Origin of the sequence: Pseudochryseolinea flava (genome assembly GCF_003286915.1) — a bacterium.
Lineage (GTDB): Bacteria > Bacteroidota > Bacteroidia > Cytophagales > Cyclobacteriaceae > Ohtaekwangia > Ohtaekwangia flava.
This window is the reverse complement of record NZ_QMFY01000001.1, coordinates 473,757-493,565: the sequence shown is the minus strand read 5'-3', so window position 1 is coordinate 493,565 and position 19,809 is coordinate 473,757. Positions and strand designations below refer to the sequence as shown.

General features: G+C 43.8%; 18 protein-coding genes. 7 read left to right on the top strand and 11 right to left on the bottom strand.

The genetic code is table 11. From position 1 onward, the window contains the following. Positions 1–2 precede the first annotated feature (2 nt). The 3 genes from DQQ10_RS02275 (at position 3) to DQQ10_RS02265 (ending at position 3,146) form a co-directional block, all read left to right on the top strand. A complete protein-coding gene (locus DQQ10_RS02275) occupies positions 3–1,106 on the top strand; it encodes an AAA family ATPase (protein ID WP_112745737.1) in 1,104 nt (367 codons plus the stop codon). Between the two features lie 99 nt (positions 1,107–1,205). Beyond that, positions 1,206–2,108, top strand: a complete 903-nt coding sequence (locus tag DQQ10_RS02270) for an NUDIX domain-containing protein (RefSeq protein WP_112745736.1) — start codon at positions 1,206–1,208, stop codon at positions 2,106–2,108. A 114-nt stretch (positions 2,109–2,222) separates the two neighbouring features. Then, on the top strand, positions 2,223–3,146 hold the full coding sequence (locus DQQ10_RS02265; protein WP_112745165.1) for a ribose-phosphate diphosphokinase: 924 nt from the start codon (positions 2,223–2,225) through the stop codon (positions 3,144–3,146). A gap of 22 nt (positions 3,147–3,168) precedes the next feature. Here the strand turns inward: DQQ10_RS02265 and DQQ10_RS02260 are convergent, their stop codons facing one another. Both DQQ10_RS02260 and DQQ10_RS02255 read right to left on the bottom strand, forming a co-directional pair. Next, a complete protein-coding gene (locus tag DQQ10_RS02260) occupies positions 3,169–3,723 on the bottom strand; it encodes an RBBP9/YdeN family alpha/beta hydrolase (protein WP_112745164.1) in 555 nt (184 codons plus the stop codon). A 121-nt stretch (positions 3,724–3,844) separates the two neighbouring features. Then, positions 3,845–4,249, bottom strand: coding sequence for a DoxX family protein (locus DQQ10_RS02255; protein WP_112745163.1), 405 nt, complete (start codon positions 4,247–4,249; stop codon positions 3,845–3,847). A 240-nt stretch (positions 4,250–4,489) separates the two neighbouring features. Between DQQ10_RS02255 and DQQ10_RS02250 the strand changes: the two genes are divergently transcribed. Both DQQ10_RS02250 and DQQ10_RS02245 read left to right on the top strand, forming a co-directional pair. Further along, positions 4,490–4,834: a PadR family transcriptional regulator gene (locus DQQ10_RS02250; RefSeq protein ID WP_112745162.1), complete on the top strand. Its 345-nt coding sequence runs from the start codon at positions 4,490–4,492 to the stop codon at positions 4,832–4,834. A 15-nt stretch (positions 4,835–4,849) separates the two neighbouring features. Further along, positions 4,850–7,507: an ABC transporter permease gene (locus tag DQQ10_RS02245; protein ID WP_221409653.1), complete on the top strand. Its 2,658-nt coding sequence runs from the start codon at positions 4,850–4,852 to the stop codon at positions 7,505–7,507. A gap of 57 nt (positions 7,508–7,564) precedes the next feature. On the opposite strand, the gene DQQ10_RS02240 is transcribed toward DQQ10_RS02245, so the two are convergent. The 9 genes from DQQ10_RS02240 to DQQ10_RS02200 form a co-directional block, all read right to left on the bottom strand. Then, on the bottom strand, positions 7,565–8,443 hold the full coding sequence (locus DQQ10_RS02240; protein ID WP_112745161.1) for a hypothetical protein: 879 nt from the start codon (positions 8,441–8,443) through the stop codon (positions 7,565–7,567). 116 nt (positions 8,444–8,559) lie between these two features. Then, a complete protein-coding gene (locus DQQ10_RS02235; RefSeq protein WP_112745160.1) occupies positions 8,560–8,970 on the bottom strand; it encodes a hypothetical protein in 411 nt (136 codons plus the stop codon). An 80-nt stretch (positions 8,971–9,050) separates the two neighbouring features. After that, a complete protein-coding gene (locus tag DQQ10_RS02230) occupies positions 9,051–10,220 on the bottom strand; it encodes an iron-containing alcohol dehydrogenase (protein ID WP_112745159.1) in 1,170 nt (389 codons plus the stop codon). Next, entirely contained in the window at positions 10,217–10,513 is a 297-nt protein-coding gene (locus DQQ10_RS02225; RefSeq protein WP_112745734.1) for an antibiotic biosynthesis monooxygenase, read from the bottom strand. Before DQQ10_RS02225 ends, DQQ10_RS02230 begins: the two co-directional genes overlap by 4 nt. A gap of 74 nt (positions 10,514–10,587) precedes the next feature. After that, positions 10,588–11,472: a DMT family transporter gene (locus tag DQQ10_RS02220; RefSeq protein ID WP_112745158.1), complete on the bottom strand. Its 885-nt coding sequence runs from the start codon at positions 11,470–11,472 to the stop codon at positions 10,588–10,590. A gap of 79 nt (positions 11,473–11,551) precedes the next feature. After that, positions 11,552–13,168, bottom strand: coding sequence for an amidohydrolase family protein (locus DQQ10_RS02215; RefSeq protein WP_112745157.1), 1,617 nt, complete (start codon positions 13,166–13,168; stop codon positions 11,552–11,554). Between the two features lie 145 nt (positions 13,169–13,313). Continuing rightward, positions 13,314–16,703: a ThuA domain-containing protein gene (locus DQQ10_RS02210; protein WP_221409652.1), complete on the bottom strand. Its 3,390-nt coding sequence runs from the start codon at positions 16,701–16,703 to the stop codon at positions 13,314–13,316. Between the two features lie 203 nt (positions 16,704–16,906). After that, the gene (locus tag DQQ10_RS02205; protein WP_112745155.1) at positions 16,907–17,290 is read right to left on the bottom strand and encodes a DUF3037 domain-containing protein; all 384 of its coding nucleotides are present in this window, start codon (positions 17,288–17,290) and stop codon (positions 16,907–16,909) included. Continuing rightward, complete coding sequence (locus DQQ10_RS02200; RefSeq protein WP_112745154.1) at positions 17,268–18,077, bottom strand: HipA family kinase; 810 nt, start codon at positions 18,075–18,077, stop codon at positions 17,268–17,270. Before DQQ10_RS02200 ends, DQQ10_RS02205 begins: the two co-directional genes overlap by 23 nt. 91 nt (positions 18,078–18,168) lie before the next feature. Between DQQ10_RS02200 and DQQ10_RS02195 the strand changes: the two genes are divergently transcribed. Continuing rightward, complete coding sequence (locus DQQ10_RS02195) at positions 18,169–18,591, top strand: DUF1801 domain-containing protein (protein ID WP_112745153.1); 423 nt, start codon at positions 18,169–18,171, stop codon at positions 18,589–18,591. A gap of 324 nt (positions 18,592–18,915) precedes the next feature. Next, a complete protein-coding gene (locus DQQ10_RS02190; protein WP_112745152.1) occupies positions 18,916–19,719 on the top strand; it encodes an SDR family NAD(P)-dependent oxidoreductase in 804 nt (267 codons plus the stop codon). Positions 19,720–19,809 lie beyond the last annotated feature (90 nt).

The window sequence follows — 19,809 nt, the reverse complement described above, 5'->3', positions numbered from 1 at the left end:
TCATGAATTGGGTATTAATAAAAGATAAATCTTGGCAATCACTCGAAAGAAATTTTGAGTGGGTTGCCGATATGTCTGGCGTACGTCAGGATCCGCGACATCATGCGGAGGGAGATGTGGCCGTCCATACGCAAATGGTGTTGGACGCGCTGCAAAATAGCGTTGAGTTCGAAGCACTGTCAGAAAGCGCAAAAGAGATCTTATGGACCGCTGCGTTATTGCATGACGTGGAAAAACGTTCAACAACGGTGTTGGAATTTGATGGATCAATCACATCGAAAGGACATGCTAAGAAAGGTGAATATACGACGCGCCAAATTTTATATGAGCTTGGCGCGCCGGTTCAAATGCGAGAGCAAATTGCTGCTCTTGTAAGACACCATGGTTTACCACTTTGGGTGATGGAGAAACGGGATCCGCAGAAAGCGGTGATTGAATCGTCGCTTCGGGGTGGATCCACCCAGTTGGCGCTGTTGGCGAAAGCGGATGTGCTTGGGCGCACTTGCAATGATCAACAGGATCTCCTGGAACGTATTGATTTTTTCGAGGCATTATGTCGAGAACAGCAATGTTGGTTTACACCGCGATATTTTGAGACTGGCCTAGCACGGTTCGATTACTTTCGAAAGGACGATAGTAGTGTCGATTATATTCCTTTTGATGATTACAAAAATGATGTCATTATGTTGAGTGGACTTCCTGGGATGGGAAAAGACTTTTTCATCACGCGGAACTATCCAGGCATGACAGTGATTAGTTTAGACGAAATCCGTCGCAAGAATAAAATTAAACCGGATGATGCAGCGGGTAATGGTTGGGTGATTCAACAAGCAAAAGAACATGCAAGGATTCTGCTTCGCAGAAGCGAACCTTTTATTTTCAATGCGACAAACATCACAAAACAGATGCGCTCGATTTGGATTGATTTATTTACCACTTATAAAGCACGCGTAAAATTGTTGTATATGGAAGTTCCCTATCAGCAATGGTTGCAACAAAATCGTGATCGCGATCATCCAGTGCCTGAAAAAGTAATCCAACGCATGTTGCAGAAGCTGGAGGTGCCGCTCTCCTATGAAGCTCAAACAGTAGAATGGATTTTTTAATAACAGCTTGCAGGCAGTTAACGCTTGCAAGCCTTCTACCGTTATTTGGAGTTATTGCTTTTAGGACCCTTCGACATATATTTGGTAAACAAAAATCACATGCAAAAGCTTTCCACTTTAGGCGTAATTATTGCTCGTTTTCAAGTGCTTCGCTTAGCAGATGGGCATCATACATTAATCAAACGCGTACAGGAGAAACATGATAAAATTGTGTTGGTGTTGGGTACGACTCCGGTAAAAGGAAGTGTATTCAACCCATTTGATTTTAGCCAGCGCGAAAAAATGATAAAGCAGGAATACCCCTCACTGGAAGTGTTGTCGCTGTCGGATCATCCACTGGATACACAATGGTCGCTCAACCTGGATGCGGTCTTGCAGCAGAAATATCCTGGTCAAGATTTTTTACTCTATGGAAGCAGTGACCGCTTCAGTAGCTTTTACACTGGAAAGTATGGTACAGTAGACCTACCGTTGCATCATGAAAACGATGCCGATCAGATTAAAGCCATGTTGCGAGATGGCGTCAACAATCCACATTTTCAGGCCGGAATGCTTTATGGATATGCGCAGCCCTATCCGAAGGTTCACCCGACCGTAGACGTGGCGATCTTTAGAAAGAATCAAACCGAGATATTGTTAGGGATGAAGACCATTGATCAAGTTTGGCGACTTCCCGGTGGTTTTTCTGATCCTACCGACGAAAGTTTTGAAGCGGCAGCTCTGCGTGAGCTTGAGGAGGAATGTGGAAAGATGATCGTATCGCCCCTACGTTACGAAGGTTCGTTTAGGGTAAAAGACTGGCGATATAAGAACGAACGCGATAAAATTATCACGACACTTTTCTCTGCAGACCACGTTTCTGGCGATCCGGTTGGAAACGATGATATCGCGGAAGTACAATGGTTTGAAATGCACACCGTCCATAAGATGATGGTGCAAGGTAAATTAGCGAAGGAGCATACACCTCATTTTGAGCTGCTGTTGACGCGATACCTACACTAGCGAAGATATTTTTTTTGCTTTTGAAACTGATTTCGCAAAGGGAAATCCCAAAACAAAATTACCTTTGATGTTTAGTCGTTATAGACTGAAGATCTACAAACTGGTACGTCATTCATGGAATCCAATATTAGGCTCTACGCCACATCTACTGCTTGCAAATTAGGGGAGCAGATAGCCTCTCACTTAGGTCAGCCGCTTTACAAGATTCACTCTGAGAAGTTTTCCGACGGAGAATTGTTCGTTCGATTTAATGAAAGCGTACGTGGTCAGGTGTTGTTCATCATCGCGAAAGTACACATGCCTTACGAAAACCTCTTTGAGCTTTTGGTGACAGTAGATGCCGCCAAGCGATCTTCAGCGAAGGAGGTAGTGTTGGTGATTCCGTATCTACCTCACAGTCGTCAGGAGCGTCGCGATGGTCAGCGTACTGCAATCTCGTCACGAATCATCGCCGATATGATTCAGCAGATGGGAGCCGATAGAATTATTACATTGGATCTTCATACGAACGCAATTGAGGGATTCTATAAAATTCCGCTTGATCCACTTTCTTCGCATAAGCTGTTCATCGAGTCCATTCAGGCAAAAAAAATCGATCACCTGTGTTTGTGCAGCCCCGACTTTGGTGGAATAAAACGTTTGAAACTCTATAAAAAGTATCTTGAAGCAGACATCGCTGTCATTAATAAAGAACGCCTAAAGCCGAATCAAATTGCACACATGGAGATCATCGGCGACGTGAACGGTAAGAACGTCATTATCATTGATGACCTCGTTGATACGGCAGGCACGTTGTGTAAGGCTGCAGATCTTCTAATGGAACATGGCGCCGCGAGTGTTCAAGCATATTGTACGCACGGTGTACTTAGTGGTAGCGCACTCGAAACGATTCGCAAGTCAAATATTCAAAGCATCTGTATTTCAGACACGGTGAAAGATGAAATCGATGATGGTAAAGTTAACATCGTGAGCTGTGCGCGCTTCCTGGCAAAAGCAATCGAATATTTGATGGAGAACAAGAGCTTGGCGCAATTGTAAAAAATTCCAGAGTGTAAATAGACTAGCTTTGCGTCTTCAAAATATCATTGGCAAGTTGTTGTAGGCCATTCCTAAATTCGTGATCATCTCCTTCGATTAGCTTCACACGTGCGTGATGCAATCGCTCTCCATAGAATGTGGCATGTTCTGATGGTACCCATGGGTCGTCGACGCTGTGATAGATTGTCGTTTTCACGTTTCCGATCTTTTCTTCAAATCCTTTTTCTAAAAGAAAATCTCCGACATTCCACTCCTCATCGAATCCCCAGAATGGAGCCGCGATAAGAAATAGTGCGGCGATGTTATTCTGAATACGTTCTTCAGATAGATATTTTAATGCGACAGATCCGCCAAGGGAATGACCAATCATGATGACGGTCTCGTCAATGAGTGCTAGCTCCCGTTCAATTTGGTCTCGCCAAGCGCTGTATTCCGGCGTTTCAGGGTCATGCATCAGTGGAAAAACAATCCGGTAGGACGGGTCAAGGACTTTTCTGAGCCAGCCAACCAAATCGTAGCTTCCTTGATTTGGCGCTTGCGTACCTGCGCTGTGGATAAAAAGGATTGTCGTTGTCATGTGTGGAATACAACGGTGCCTCTATACGCCGTTGTCGCTGTTGAGCGCATTGAATATACAAAAGTTCTGTGATTAAATATGGGGTATGAAAAAGGCCCGCAGTGCAGGCCTTCTTGGTAAATTATTTTTTGAGAACCAGTTTGTCAACGGAATATTTTCCGCTTCCCAATAGGAAGATGACAACGCTCAGTCCTAAGAAAACAAACGATATTGCTTTGGCGTCGAATGGATCTTTTGCATGTGCCAGGAAGAACGCTACAATCATGGTGATTAATATCGGAATCACCGCGAAGCGTGTAAGCAGACCAATCGTGACGAGCAGTCCACAAACAAGTTCAGCAAAAATTACCAAATGAAAAGAAAGCTTTCCACCAATGCCGATAAGGTCGGGGAAATTTGCAACGTACATATCGTACGCGATTAATTTGTTGTAGCCGTAGCGCACAAACAAAATACCAAACAACAAACGCAAGAGAAGCGTGGCGGCGTCGGTATCCAGTGATGCTGATTGAAGTAACTTTTTCATGTGAGGGATTGATGTTGATTAAACTACAATATACTACTTCAAGGATTCTCTAGAAAACGCTTGTTGTTGTCTGCAGGGTGTAAAGATTGTTTTATCCTACTGGAGCGATTCCGCGGTCGCCACAGAAATGTCGAAAACAAGTTGGAAATGTATTTTTGAAAATATTTTTTATGATTTGATACTAAAATGTATAACAAATAAAGTCAACACGCGTATATTAGTTCTACAATTTAGTATCAAATGAAAGAAACGAAGATCGGGGACTTCGAAGAAACCATTCTATTGCTTGTTGGCATATTGGGTGAAGAGGCTTATGCTTTTAAAATGGCAGAGGAGTTTGAGTCACAAACTGGGCGCGCTATTTCTATCGGCGCCGTGCACTCAACGTTGAACAGACTTGAAGAGAAAGGTTTTCTTAAATCCGAAATGGGTAACGCGACCTCCGAGCGTGGTGGTCGTCGAAAACGTATTTATGTCATCACGGCTTATGGTAAAAGAGTATTAAAGGAGTCGCGTGATTTCAAGGTGTCGCTATGGGAACAGTTTCCTGACTTTGCGACAGGTAAACTCAAATTCGATCTGTGAGTAATCGTCAATAAGATGAAGGCATCAAATGTTGAACCTCCTCGTCTCTCACGACGGTTATTGCGCTGGTTTTTGCGCGCAGAATTAGCCGAAGAAGTTGAAGGCGATTTGGATGAAAAATTTTATCAAGTCGTAAGCGATAAATCTAGTTTTCGCGCGAAGCTGAACGATTGGTATGAGGTGTTTCATTACCTGCGACCTTTTGCTATTCGCCGCGCGCGTCACCACTTTAATCATATGACAATGCTGAACAATTATTTCAAGATCAGTTGGCGTGGTATGTCGCGTCAAAAAACCTACTCTGCTATTAAGATCGGAGGATTTGCATTAGGTGTTGCAGCGTGTCTTTTGATCGCGCTCTTCATTCGTGAGGAGTTGAGTTTTGAAGCGCATGTTCCGAACAAAGACAGAATTTTTCGCGTAGTTGAAATTTACGAGGGCCCTGAGACCGTCGATCGCGATGTACATATGCCCGCGCCATTTGGAACTGTTCTCGGACCAGACTATCCTGAAATCGAAATGGTGGCACGTATCAATCCAGTAGAATTGTTTGGTGCCGGACATAATAATATTCGTCCTGAGGATCGCGTAGAAAATACATACGAAGGCGGATTCGTGTACGCAGATCCGGAGCTACTCCAGATGATGAACACGCCATTTGTTTATGGAAATGCAAAGGCCGCATTATCCAAGCCGCTATCGTTGGTGATCACGCGAAAGAAAGCCGATAAATATTTTCCAGGTGAAAATCCAATCGGTAAGGTGATGATCGTGAATAACGATAAGGAACGTGCATTGACAATCGGTGGTGTTGTCGAAGATTTTCCGGAAAATACCCATCTGAAGTTTGATTTTTTTGTGACGCTTTCTGGACGTGAGTTCTATCCGGGAGAACAAACGAATTGGCGTGCCAGTAACTATCATACTTATGTTCTTCTTCGTGAAGGTGTGGATGTTCATGCGTTTGAGAAAAAATTGCTGATGCTAAAGGAGCGACACTTTCTCAAACCGCTCAAAGAATCTGGTATGGCCGACGTGGAGGAAGCGTTATCACATCTTTCACACAAGTTGCAGCCCTTAGAAGATATTTACCTGAATGAAATGGGGGTGTATCCAGAGGGTATCAGTCACGGTGATATGCGGTTCATTAAACTTGCAGGCGCGATTGCAGTTTTTATCCTACTCATTGCCTGTATCAATTTTGTAAACCTTTCGACTGCGAAATCTTCAAACCGTGCGAAAGAGGTTGGCCTACGAAAAGTTGTTGGATCACAACGCGCGAACATTATCAATCAATTTTTAGCGGAGTCAGTGATGTTTGCGTTCTTATCGTTTGCATTAGGGCTCGTTCTTGCGCGACTGTTCTTCGGATATTTTAATTGGTTAGTAGGTAAGAATCTTGTTTTTCCTTGGCATGAATGGTGGTTAATTCCGTCGCTTGTTGGCGGCGCCCTCATTGTTGGTGTGATCGCGGGGATATATCCGGCATTCTACCTTTCATCATTCAGACCGGCGCAAGTCTTGAAGCGAAACGTTACAAGCGGAACAAAAAATTCTGCCTTGCGAAGTACACTTGTTGTTTTTCAATTCGCGACTTCCATCGTGTTACTCATCGGCACATTCATCATCTACCGACAAATGCAGCATATCCTGACAACCAAAATCGGATTTGATAAGGAACAAGTGTTGTTGGTGCAAGGCGCGGATCAGTTGGGCAATCAGGTGCGAACATTTAAGGATGCGTTAAAATCGGATCGTGAAATTCAACACGTAACGATTAGCGACTTTCTTCCAGTTGAGGGCACGAAACGCGACGGCAATGGATTTTGGAATGAAGGAAAACGAAATGTAGATCATGCTATTGGCGCACAATTTTGGCGCGTCGATCACGATTATATTCCTACACTCGGTTTGAAGGTAGTTGCTGGGAGAAATTTTTCTGCCGACATCGCTTCTGATTCTAGTGGAATCATCATCAATCAGGCGATGGTTAAGGAATTAAATTTAGGACCGGAGCCTTTAGGAAAACGTATCCAAAACCGAAGTGTCTGGACGGTGATCGGGGTTGTTGAAGACTTTCATTATGAATCGCTCAAACAAGATATCCGTCCACTTAGTATGACGCTAGGATATAGTCCTTCCATTATGGCGGTCAAAATGAAGACTTCAGATTTGCACGGCGCGATGGATCGCATAACGGAAACATGGAATAAGTTTGCCCCCGATCAACCCATTCGCTATACCTTTTTGGATGACAGTTTTGGAATGATGTATGAAGACGTGCTGCGCATGGGGCAGATTTTTACAACCTTCGCCGTACTGGCGATCATCGTAGCGTGTCTTGGATTATATGGACTCTCATCATTTATGGTTGAGCAACGGAAAAAAGAAATTAGCATCAGACTTGTGTTGGGCGCATCCGTGCAAAGCGTTTTTCGATTGCTCACACAGAACTTTGTAATCTTAATCGTGATATCATTTTTGATTGCAGCACCGTTGGGATGGTACATCATGAAATCATGGGTATTGCAGTTTAAGCAACAGGCAGCGATCGGCGCAGACGTTTATATCTACTCAGGGCTAATCGCACTTGTTATTGCGCTTGGTACAATAAGTTATCAAGCGATTCATGCATCACTGATGAGGCCAGCTGAGAATTTGCGCTCAGAATAAGTTGCTTTGTTGTCCGTTAATCAGAACGCCTGCATTGGGAGCAGGCGTTTCTTTTAATTAGTCGCGAGATCGTGACTTTCGTTTCACCGTTTTCGTTGTCGTACCTTTTCGCGCGCCATTGTCGCGACGGGTCGTTGTTGACTTTCGTACAGCGCGATTATCATTGTGTCGAATCACTGTTGTCCGATCAACGCGTTGCGTTCGATATCGATTCACAGGTTCTTGATGTCTTGTTCTTACGATTACCGATGTTGTTCTTGTAGGGCGGTAAACGCGGTGTGCGACAACTGTGCGGTGGGTATGTACCACAGCATAGCGATGGCGATAATGCGCATGATAAGGATGAAACACATGATAGTGCACTGGTCTCCAAGGTCTCCACCAAACCGGTCGTGCATGCCATCCCCAAGGAGAAACCCAGACACGATAACCTGGTCGATAGACATATCTTACAGATGGCCATGTGTAGACGTTCACCGTAACATTCGACGACGTTGTACCAGCGTTTGTTTTTACTTTTTCGGTAGGTTCAACAATTGTTTCTTCGCCATATAAGTCTTCGTCACCAATAATTTGAAGTGTTGCTTTTTCGTCGCTTTCTTTTTCAACTTCAATCACGGCGATGTCTTGACTTTCATTTTCCGACACGGCAGCTTGTAAAACAAATGCATGCGCATCACCGTCGGCTTTGTCGATTACTTTGATGTAGTCGATCTCCCCGTCACCATTTAAATCTAGGTTGTTTACTTTGCTGTCTTCGGCGTTTAGTTTCTTTTCAAATTCTTCCGGCGATTCTGACTGCTTGAATAATTCTAGCGCACCATTTAAACTGAAATTGTCGCCAGGAAGACCGGTTGAATCATTCTTGTTTTGCCCATGCGCCGTCGAGGCTGCAGCGATGAGTAGAGCGTATACGATAAAGGCTGATTTTTTCATGATATAATGGATTACAAATGATATACCATGACTTTAGACTATGTAGTTAGTCTAAGGTTTAAACGATCAGAAAAAAAGTAGAAGAGATTCTTGATATTGAATGAGCATTCGGGTGGCTATTGCTTTTCTAATCTAGGCTTAGCTTTCGCGTAGATCTTTTTTTCAAACCCAGGGCAGGTAATTTCGAGATCACCATTTTTCATGAGTTGAATAATTCCAGACTCATAGTTAGTAGCACAATTTCCGATTGTGACAACTAGAAAATCACAATACCACAAATTGCGACCGGCCTTGATGATGTTTTTGTAAATCGGCATTTGCGATACTTCGCAGGGAAATTTTTCTTTGCCCTCTTCAATGATAAAAGATTCGAGAATGTGCTCGTTATGTGCGGATATTTTGATTCGAAGATTGTCGCTTTTGCGAACCCACATACCGACGATTTCGGGTTCCGTGGTAATGTTAAAAGATGAAAGAGAAACGAGCAGTGTAAAAAGTGTCAAAGAATGCGTAATTGTTCTTTTCACAATGTTGGGGTTAGTTCAATTTTATATGCCGTTTTTAACGCGGATGTAACCTTCTTGTTGCGTCGGCAAATTGAACTTTATTATAGCGATTCTTTTAAAACCGCTCTCATTTCATCTAATGACAGTTTTATAGGATTATTTTTATTATCAGAAGCGCTTAATATTTTTTCGAAATGTTTTTCTTCAACACCACATGCTGAAAGTGTTGGAATTTTCAGATCATTTTTTAAGGAAGCGATTTCTTCAAGAAGAAAATCGACATAGTATGCTTTTGTTTTGTGATTTTCTTTCGAAAATATTTTTCCGACAACAGCAAATTTTCTAAGCGCTTCTGGGTTTGTTTTTTCAACACGTAGTTTCTCAACGGTTCTTCTGTTGGCTGCACTCATCAACGAGCTGCATATTACACCATGCGCAATATCAAAATATCCACCAAGGGCTGAGGCAAATCCATGCACCAATCCAAGGCCCGCATTGGCAAGGGTTACACCGGAGAAATAAGAAGCCATGGCCATATCACTTCGCGTGTCGATATTGCTACCGTCGCGATAGGCAAGTCGTAGCGAAGTAGAAATTCTTTTTAGTCCCTCTAAGGCAAGTGCGTCGGTGATGGGGTTTGCTGCAGTGGATACATACGATTCGAGTAGCTGTGTAAATGCATCCATGCCACTGGAGGCCGTGATATGTGGAGGACAGCTCAACGTTAACTCAGGATCAAGAATGGCTACGTCAGGAACGAAATTATTGTGCCGTAACGATTTCTTAAATCCATCGCGGCCTGTTTCCGAGAGCACAGCATTTTTTGTAGCCTCACTACCTGTTCCTGACGTGGTCGACACAGCGACGAAAGGAACTTTGATGCCTGGATGCGATTTTGTGCCGACGCCTTCGAGATAATGTTTTACAGGCTCACGTAATCGAAGCATGGCGGAAACAGCTTTGCCCGCATCGAGCACGCTACCACCGCCAACGGCGAGTACAACATTTGGTATATCGACGCATTTTGAAACAGCCTCATCAATCATTGCAGGAGATGGTTCGCGGTCTATGACCACATGCGTCACTTGGAGTTGGTTCGCTGAAAATGCGTCATGCATTTCTTGTGCATGAGGTGAAGACGTAAATGCAGATGCGCCTGTAACAAGCAACACACGATTTCCATATCCCTTCACGATCGATGGGATGAGGTTGCGTTTGTCTATCCCAAAGTGGACATCTGGCGTAGCGGCGAAATTGAATCCTTTGATCATGATGCAGGAAACAACATTTTATGTTTTACGCCCTCTCGTGGTTTCTCCATCCAAGGCGCAACGGTGTCGCGCCATTGCAAATAATGTGATGTTTCTTTATGGGCAGCTACGGATGCCTCCGAGGCATATGCTTCATACAACACAAACTTGTTTGAGTCTTGCGCATCTTGAAGAATATCAAATCGAAGGTTGCCATTTTCCTTGACAGACTGCTCGTGATTGATCTTGGTTGCAGCGATAAAATCTTGAACAAATTCCCGCTTAACATAAACGTGTACAATGGTTACAAACATAGGCGTATAATGTGAATCAAAAGTAATAAAAGAGAATGTCGAAACGAAAATGATGAATGCACCTGGCAACTATATCATTTTTTGTTCAGTATATAAACTGCGGCAATGCCGAGTAGACCACCAATGATGGTATGCAATTGCACGACCTCGTCAAGAAAGATCCACGAGCCGAGTGCGGCAGACAACGGCACCATAAAAATGAAACTACTGGCGCGACTTGCACCGATACGCGCGGTTGCATAAAAGTAAAAAGTTGTGGCCAGCGAGGTGGTAATGGTGGCGCTGAATATCAGGTTGAACCAGAAAACCAAATCACCTTTCGCAAGGGTTGAGCGTACATCATCGAAGTTAGAAACGAGTGTCAGAAGAACGGTACTCAGGCCATACATCAGGAAGCTAAATGTAAAAGGTGAGCCATATCGCGAGGCTTTGGCTGTAAATAAACTCAGCAACGCCCAGCTAAATGATGCGAGTAGAAAATAAATGTTGCCAGCTTTGAAAATGTTTTCGGCTTCCGTTGTAAGCTTCAACAATACAACACCTGCAAGGAGGCCCAATATTAGTCCGATGGTTTCGTTTCTTGTCGGTCTTCGTTTCGCCATGACGAGCATGATGCCATACGAAATGATTGGATTTAACACGGTGACCAATACGCCACCAGCACCGGGTTGACCGAGCGTTATACCTTTAAAGAATAAGTAGGTGTATACCGAGATGAGAACGGCTGCTATGAAAAGGTCTAGAAAACCTTTTTTCTGAATGGTGAGTGGTGTCTTCAGAAATAGCAACAAAAAATATAACGACACGAACGTGGTGATAAACCTTAGGAAAGATATGGTGATTGGATTCCCGTAGAAAGAAAGATACTTCCCAGCAGTCCAGCTAAAACCCCAGCACGTCATGCTAAGGATCATCCCTAAAAGAAAAAGTTTTCGATTGCTTTCGTTCTCTGTTTGCATCGCGTGAAAATATCACACGAATAACGAATACAAAAGGTTGTCGAAAATTAAACTCTATTTATGCTAACGAATGCTCAGTTTAAAAAAGCGTTCCGTCAAGAAACTTTTTAGTGAAGTTGACACCATTTGCGTAGAAGAGCTTTTCGAGTTTGTTGTCAATGTCTTGTATTTGATAGTCGAACGTTGGATCATATTTGGCCATGATGCGAATGTCGACGCGTAATTTCTCTACTAACAGGTCGATCGTTAGTGCGTTCACGCAGTTGTATTTATCGTGAGCAAAATCGAGCGAATCAATCAAGCCATCGAGATCCGATCCAATACAGATATGGTCCCAGACGTGAACTTTTCCATTTGTACCGTTGTAGCCATGCAGTAAACCGACTTTGATGACGTACAACAGATTATTAATAAATGATGTAATGCTCGACACTTCAGGAAGATCGCCTTCCCCCTCTAAAATGTCTTGTAGATAGTCTTTGAAGGATTCTTCGTTGTCGCTTCCAACTTCAACTTCGTTCCAACATTCGTAGCGATTCTTGTCTGGATTTCTGGACGATTTACTGATGTAGTAGCACAGCGACAGCGGATCTTTCTTCAGTAGCTCTTTCGCGCTGAACACTTCTGGATATATTTTTCCGGCGCCCACGATGCGTTGATCAAAGCTGAGACCGATCAAACCCTTGGAATCAAGAATGGTCAAGATGTCTTCTTTGTAGAGATTAATTGACCATGGATTAAACATCGTGTTTCCGAGTCCTTTTTTTCGCCAGAACTTGAGACGTGTAATTTCGTGTCCTGTTGACGGCGGCATCCTTCTCACGAATGTTTCGCCATTCAGCGACGTGCCTGTGAAACCTGTGTGAGACGCGATGATTGGAATTTTTGTCCACTGGCGGGCTATGCGCATTTGATAAAAATATTGACGCGCATAAAAACTCATGTGTTTGATATCTACCAACGTAATCTTGTCTTTGGGTTGATTGAGACAAGCTTCAATAAATCGCGCACCCAGCGGCGTTAATCCTTTTCCTTCTGGTGTAAAGTTGAGGCTACTGCCCAGTGCTGTTATCTCAAGGTCATCGAATTCTTCATCGGTATTTTTTCCGGTGATGCCGACTTTTACTTTCACACCGTAGGCATGTGTGCTGGCTTCTTCTCGGCTAAGGTGCGTAATCGCTAAATAGAACACGCGATGCTTGTCTTTGAACTTCTTAAAGTTCTCGACGGGATCTGTTGTGCCGTGTTTGAAACTGTGTGCGCCTTCTACGGCAAGAAGTACATTTAATTTATTTGGATCGTAGTCGGAAATCTTGTTTACCAACACAACGTTTTGTGGTTGCTGTGCAATACTGTTGACAAGTGTATCGCGATCGCGCTCTAGGCTTGACAAATACGATACTTTGTTATGCTGAATATCTTTGATCAATTCGTGGTTAAGTGCACTGTGTTTTGGTAGAATATTTTTGATGAGTAGGTTCTTTGCGAATGCGCGTTCCAAACTTACCATGGGCGCAACAATCAATTCATACTTGCCAACCGTTTGGGATAAGTTAGCTTGGGAGTCGATTACATTTCGAAACCCTCGTAACCACTCCGGTGCGTCATCATTAATTTTTACAGTGTCCCAAGCAGACTTGTTAATGCAAAGCGAGCTCTTCAATGAAGGATGGAGGTGCAGGTCAAAGTATTTCATGAGGTGTACGGTTCTGTTGAAAAAGGAAAACCCATCTCTCCGCCGTTGCTTTCGCAACAACAAACAGATGGGCTCTGCAATTAAAAGTAGGGAAGCGCTTACACTTTTACAACCACGCCTACATATTACCGGGTTTCTCCTGTGGCTAGTCTTTAAAGGTTAATGTCTTCAGCTTGAAGGATCCTTTGTCTAGTGTACCCGACGAGTGACTCACAATGAAGACACTGTGGAATTTTCCGTCGGTTACGGTCGTGATAGGAATGACAAGCGTTTGCGTTGCGTTGTCCTTTTTCGGGGACTTTAATATGCCCGACCCGACCTTGGTTCCGTCGGGACTATCTAAACGCACTTCGTAGGTGTAATCATTTTCCGGAGCGATGTCCCAAAACGTACTAAGGTCAAGTGTTTTGATTCCGGTCAAATCAACCTTCTCGATCGCAAAAGAACCCGTTACCTGTGGTGTGATTAGCATACGAACACCGTTGACATAATAAGAGCGGAAGTCTTTACGATTTTTCGTGTCGTTCATAAACACTTTGTTGTTGCGCAGTGTTACTTCCGTAGATGCTGTAAGGGGTGTGATGTTTTTACCTCCTATATCGGTGTAGCTCGCAGAAAGCAATAATATACCTTGGTCTAAAATTGGTTTGTCAACGGTAGCGTTCACAACGCCAGATGCCGGTAGTGATTTCTTACTTTCACTTTTTACCAGCGACATAATCCATGTTACAATTTGTTTCGCTTCTGTTTCTTTCAAGTCGGCATGAGCCGGCATGTTTGTTTCTCCCCACACGCCGCTACCACCTTTTATTATTTTCTGTGAGAGCTTATTGAATACGTCTGGATCTTTTTGATAGCGCGCAGCAACATCGGCATAGGATGGTCCGATTGATTTCTCTGCTTCTTTGTGACACGCTTTGCAATCCAAAGACTGTGTGAGATTTTTTCCAATCATCGTTTCGGAGACACCTTGATGACCGATAGAAGCGCTTACGCGATCGCTACTTTCGAGATAATCAGCAGCTACGTATAGCCCGGCCGTATTTTTATCCGCAGCCGGATCGTCTTTGTCTTTCACGGTTACGGTATACTTAATTTTTTTGCCCGGGAAATAAAATGATTTGTTCCCCGCGATGTCGATCGCTACTTCTGGCATTTCGTTGCCGGCGAAAATAGTAACACCGTCACTTGATGCGGTTTGTTTTTCGCTGTCGATCACTGTTAACGACACTTTGAATTCACCGGGTTTGTTATAGGTATACGTATACCTTGGTTCTTGCGTCTCCTTCTGTTCGCCGTTGCCAAGATTCCAACGGTACGTAAGCGTTTTGCTCTCGAGGTCTGTCGCTACAGCGTTGAGTTCAATGGTGAAGGGCAGCGCTCCAGAAGTCTTGTCGATTTTGAATGACGATATTTTCGGGGCAAGATTTCCCGCGTTGTAGTCGATGCGTGAGATTGCCGCGTCTTTATTTTTGCTAAACCATCCGTTGCCATATTCGAGATAGTACAGTTTTCCGTCGGGGCCAACTTCCATGTCGATGAGTGCGTTTAGTTTCGTGTTTTCCATAAACGGTTCCATCTTAGAGAAGTCGCCATTTGATTCGAGCGTTACTACTTTTACCCAACCGCGAACCCAATCATAGATAAATACTTTCTCATTGAAATATTCAGGAAGACGTGTTGCTTCTGGAAACATGTCAGTGTAGTAAGCGGGGCCGGCCATCGCATTTCGTCCTCCCGCTTTTACCTGTGGGAAATCAGATGATGGACCGTAAGGGTACCAAATGAAAGCGGGTTGTGCTGGTGGTAGTTCTTTGATACCGGTGTTATTTAAGGATGTGTTTACAGGTTTCTGTGGATCGAAGAGCGGACCTGTTTTACCCGTTTCATAATCGAATGCGTGGTAAGGAATGTTGTTTGCGATAAACAGTGGCCAGCCAAAGAAGCCAGCTTTGCGTGCTTGATTAACTTCATCGTAACCCCGAGGACCACGTGTTTCAAGACTATCTACATTGGCGTCGGGACCAACTTCTCCCCAATACAGAAACCCATTTTTCTTATCGACAGAAATGCGATAGGGATTTCTATTTCCTTGTACATAAATTTCAGGGCGTGTGTTCGCGGTACCTTCCGGATACAAATTCCCTTCTGGAATAGTGTAAGATCCATCTTCGTTTAGTTTGATGCGGAGAATTTTACCTCGTAGATCATTTGCATTACCCGATGTGCGACGCGCATCATATTGTTCGTGTCCCTTTCGATCATCGAGCGGTGCATAGCCATGGCTTACATAACGTTGATTAGATTCGTCGAATGGTGTGGAGTTGTCGCCGGTGGAAACGAAAAGCAAACCATCTTTGTCGAACGCGATAGACCCGCCGGTGTGGCAGCAAATGTTTCTTTGCGAGTAAAACTGAAGTACGATCTTTTCGGATTTAAGATCAAAAATGTCATTCTCGAATTTGAATCTTGAAAGCCTATTCACCGATGTGTCGGAAGGACTATAGAATACATACACGTAATGATTTTTGCTGAAGTTAGGATCCGCTTGAATTCCGAGTACACCTTCTTCTGCGTTAACATCTGGTCGCGTTGCTTTGTTGTAGGAATTCAAAAAGGCAACTTGCTTGACGGCATTACTTCCATTTTTATACAATAGAATTTCGCCGCGACGTTGTGCGACAAGGATATCAAGATTAGGAAGGATAGTCATTTCCACCGGTTCGAAGAATTCTCCCGCTACCAACGTCGTTTTTGTGAAACGGTCTTCTTCGGGTATCAGTACCGTTGTGACTTTGTTATAATTCAATTCGTGATTATCGCCGATGGCATATTGAATACCGCCCAGTAAATGTTTCAAGAATGCTTCTTCTTGATACGATTCATTTGTATGGCCGAGCGCCGTATAGAACGCTCTTCCGCCGTCGTAGTTGTGGTACCATGACATTGGATGTTCACCCATGTCTGATCCGCCTTGGTAGCTTTTCTCATCAATCTTCATTAACACTTTTGTGTCGGTATTAACTTTCTTGAAGCTGTACCATTCGTCCTTTCGTGTCCATGTTTCGGGAAGGTGTTTCGTTGCAGGATGATCTTTGTCGACGATGTGTAAGTCTGCGTCTTGTATTTGTGGGTGATCAGCAAATTGTCCTCCTACGAGTTTGGTATACCATCCCCAATCATATTCGGTGTCAGTGGCCGCGTGAATTCCGACGAAGCCGCCACCAGCTTGTATGTACCGCTCGAAGGCTCTTTCTTGATACTGATTGAACACATCGCCCGTCGTTGACAGAAAAATGATGGCGGAATATTTCTTTAAACTGTCTTCATGAAACCAATTGGCGTTTGTTGTGGTGTCGACATCAAAGCTGTTTTGTGCGGCAAGCTTTTGAATGGCGGCAACGCCCTGTGGAATGGATTCATGGTGATAGCCTGCTGTTTTACTGAATACAAGCACGCGCGGATTTCCGGATCTTTTCTTTGCGCAGCCTGCGAGCAGAAGCAAGAAGCACAACAGTGTAACATAATATTTCATTCTTATAAATTGGTTCGATATTATAGTCATTATGACTCCAAGTAAAGGTAGTTGCCTTTCATGTTCGTTGGAAAAATTCTGAAAGAAAAAATTTACAACCTAACACCACGTCGTATGTTGATCCGAAAGATACGGCGTAGAAACCTGATGAATGGTGATGTCGCTAAATTTGTATTAAGTGTGCGCCGTGATTTAGTTTTATGTCACGCGACCATTTCTTCAAATAATCTGTCGAGCATTTCTTGTGGATCGTGGCAGAGCCCAGGATGCACTTTAGAAGTTTGGACGATCGTGCTTCGCGTAGCGGTTAGCCAACGAAATCGTTCGGCGATAGAGAGCGCGCCGATCGTGCCGCCTTCTTTTCCGCCCGCGCAAATTTTCTCGAATGCGGCGATGTATCCATGAAGTTCGTCACAGTCCATTGTCGCGCACAATACGTTGAGGCGATTGGGTTGCAACGTAATTCTACAGCGCAGGAATTTTTGTTTAGCGCAAAGTAAAATCACGCCGATGTTTAGGAATTCTTCGCGCTCCACACGTGGCACTACGCGAATAACGGCGTATTCAAATAAGTGACTTTCTTGCATGGTTCGCTTCGTTTACAAAAAAAATGCTGTTGGCAATTCTTGTTTGAAGAAATTGCACATAGGCTTTCCGTGTTAATGCTGGTGATTCGAAGAATGGATCATTAAGCCATTCGTCTGGGATCGTTCCCACAATAGTTTCGATGAGTGAAGGTGTTAATACGCTCGACATTTCTTCATTGACAGCATCAATCATAGATGCTTTAGGTAACATCACGTGATCTTTTACATTGGGAAAAAGTCGTTTAGGATTTTCCCAGTCATTCCAAGAATGATGAAAATAGAGTGAAGCGCCATGATCGATAAGCCAGAGTTCTTTGTGCCACCATAACAAGTTTGTGTTTCTTGCAGTGCGATCGACGTTGAGGAGTAATGCATCGAGCCATACAATTTTTGACGCGAGTAGAGGGTCGATTGGTGTTGCCAACGGATCGAAAGTAATCGCGCCGGAGAGATAGTGTAAGCCGAGATTTAGTCCTGTACTGGCTTTTAGGAGGTCTTGAATTTCTTCGTCGCCTTCAATTTTTCCAAAGGCGCTATCAAGGTTGGCGAATACAATTTCAGGAATACGAAAGCCGAGTCGTCTGGCAATCTCTCCGCCTACTAATTCAGCGATAAGCGCTTTAGTGCCTTGTCCGGCGCCGCGAAATTTCAATACGTATAAAAATTGATCATCAGCTTCTACGATCGCAGGAAGTGACCCACCTTCCCGAAGCGGCGTGACGTATCGGGTTACATTAACATTTCGCAACAACAACGTTGAGTCGGTTATCTCATTCTGTAAATTCATCAACCTCAAAAGTACAATTTAATCTTCGATCTCAACGGGTGTGAAATCGGCTTGAAAAAATAGTGATAAATTGTAAGTAAAAGCAAGTCGTATGGCAGATCAGAAAACAAAACCCACGGCATTGTCGGTAACTGAATTTATCGATGGTTTGGCAGACGAAACTGTACGCGACGACTGTCGATCGTTGATTAAGATAATGAAAAAAGTAACGGGCGATTCGCCGAAATTATGGAGCGGTAATATCGTTGGCTTCGGTACCTACCATTATCAGTACGAAAGTGGTCATGAAGGATATTCATGTTTAACAGGATTCTCACCGCGAAAACAAAACATCAGTTTGTATGTGATGCCTGGATTTGCAGAACATGCAAAGTTGCTTGAAACGCTTGGAAAGTTTAAGGCGGGGAAAGGTTGTTTGTATATCAAAAAGCTGTCGGATGTAGATGCTACGGCGTTAGCGGAATTGATTGCATTTTCTGTCGATAGCTTGAAGAAAAAATACCCGCAGAAATGATACTGTGTTTTAAAAGTTGAAGTAGCTCCCAAGCGTTGACGAAGTGATTCAGCCTTCTTTTTAATTCATCACGCGCTGTAAAATGCGACTTTCAGAGCGCAATCCTGCGCTGACAAAATGACGCACACCTTAAAGGAACCTGACTTTAGCTAAACGGTAGCTATACTGTCAGTATATCCTTCTGTATCGTGGACATGCTGGATGTATTGAATTGCTGTCGCAAATGACCTGGTAATTGTCGTGATCGCACTTAAACCAGCGGGTTGTCGCGGACTAATTTTGTAAGGTGAAAGAATACTATCTACGAATTAATCACAACACACTATGATACTAAAAAATAAGGTTGCCATTGTATATGGCGCTGGGGGTTCGCTGGGAAGCGCGGTGTCGAAAGCATTCGCCGCGGAAGGTGCTCATGTTCTGCTTACGGGTATACGCTCGAAGTCACTAGAAAAGGTTGCCTCGCAGATTAAACAGGTGGGCGGAAAAGCAGACGTATTTGAACTTGATGCGCTCAGCGAAAAGGCTGTGCGAACGTTCATTGGATTTGCCGTTGAGGAGTATGGCCATTTGGATGTTTCCTTTAATGCGATTGGTCTTCAGGATAAACAAGATATTCCGTTGGTGCATATGTCGCTTGAAGATTTTTATCGGCCTATAGAGATTGCCATGCGAACACAATTTATTACGGGTACGGCGGCTGCGCGTGTGATGTCGAAACAAGGATCTGGTGTTATTCTTTCCGTGACGGCAACACCCGGTGGGATCGGTTATCCGAAAGTTGGAGGTTTTGGTCCAGCATGTTGCGCCATCGAAGGACTAGTAAGAAACTTTGCCTCTGAAGTTGGGCCGATGGGTGTTCGTGTTATTAACATCCGCTCTGCAGGCTCTCCCGACTCAAGACCGTTTACGGAGGCGATTGCCAATATGGGCGAGGTTGCATTGGATTTCATTCATAAACTGGAAGACGACACGATGTTGAAAACACTTCCCATGATTAAAGACATCGCAAATGTCGCTGCGTTTCTTGCGTCCGATAAAGCAGGGAAAATTACAGGCGTTACGATCGATGTAACGTCGGGAACAACAAGTGCACTGAATTATACGGCGGCTCAAATCCCTTTTTGATTCGCTGCAACGATTATCATATAGTAACGGTTAGATGAGGAGAAGTCGGATCGTGTTCGCGTTGCAGCATGTCAATTGTAAGTTGGAATT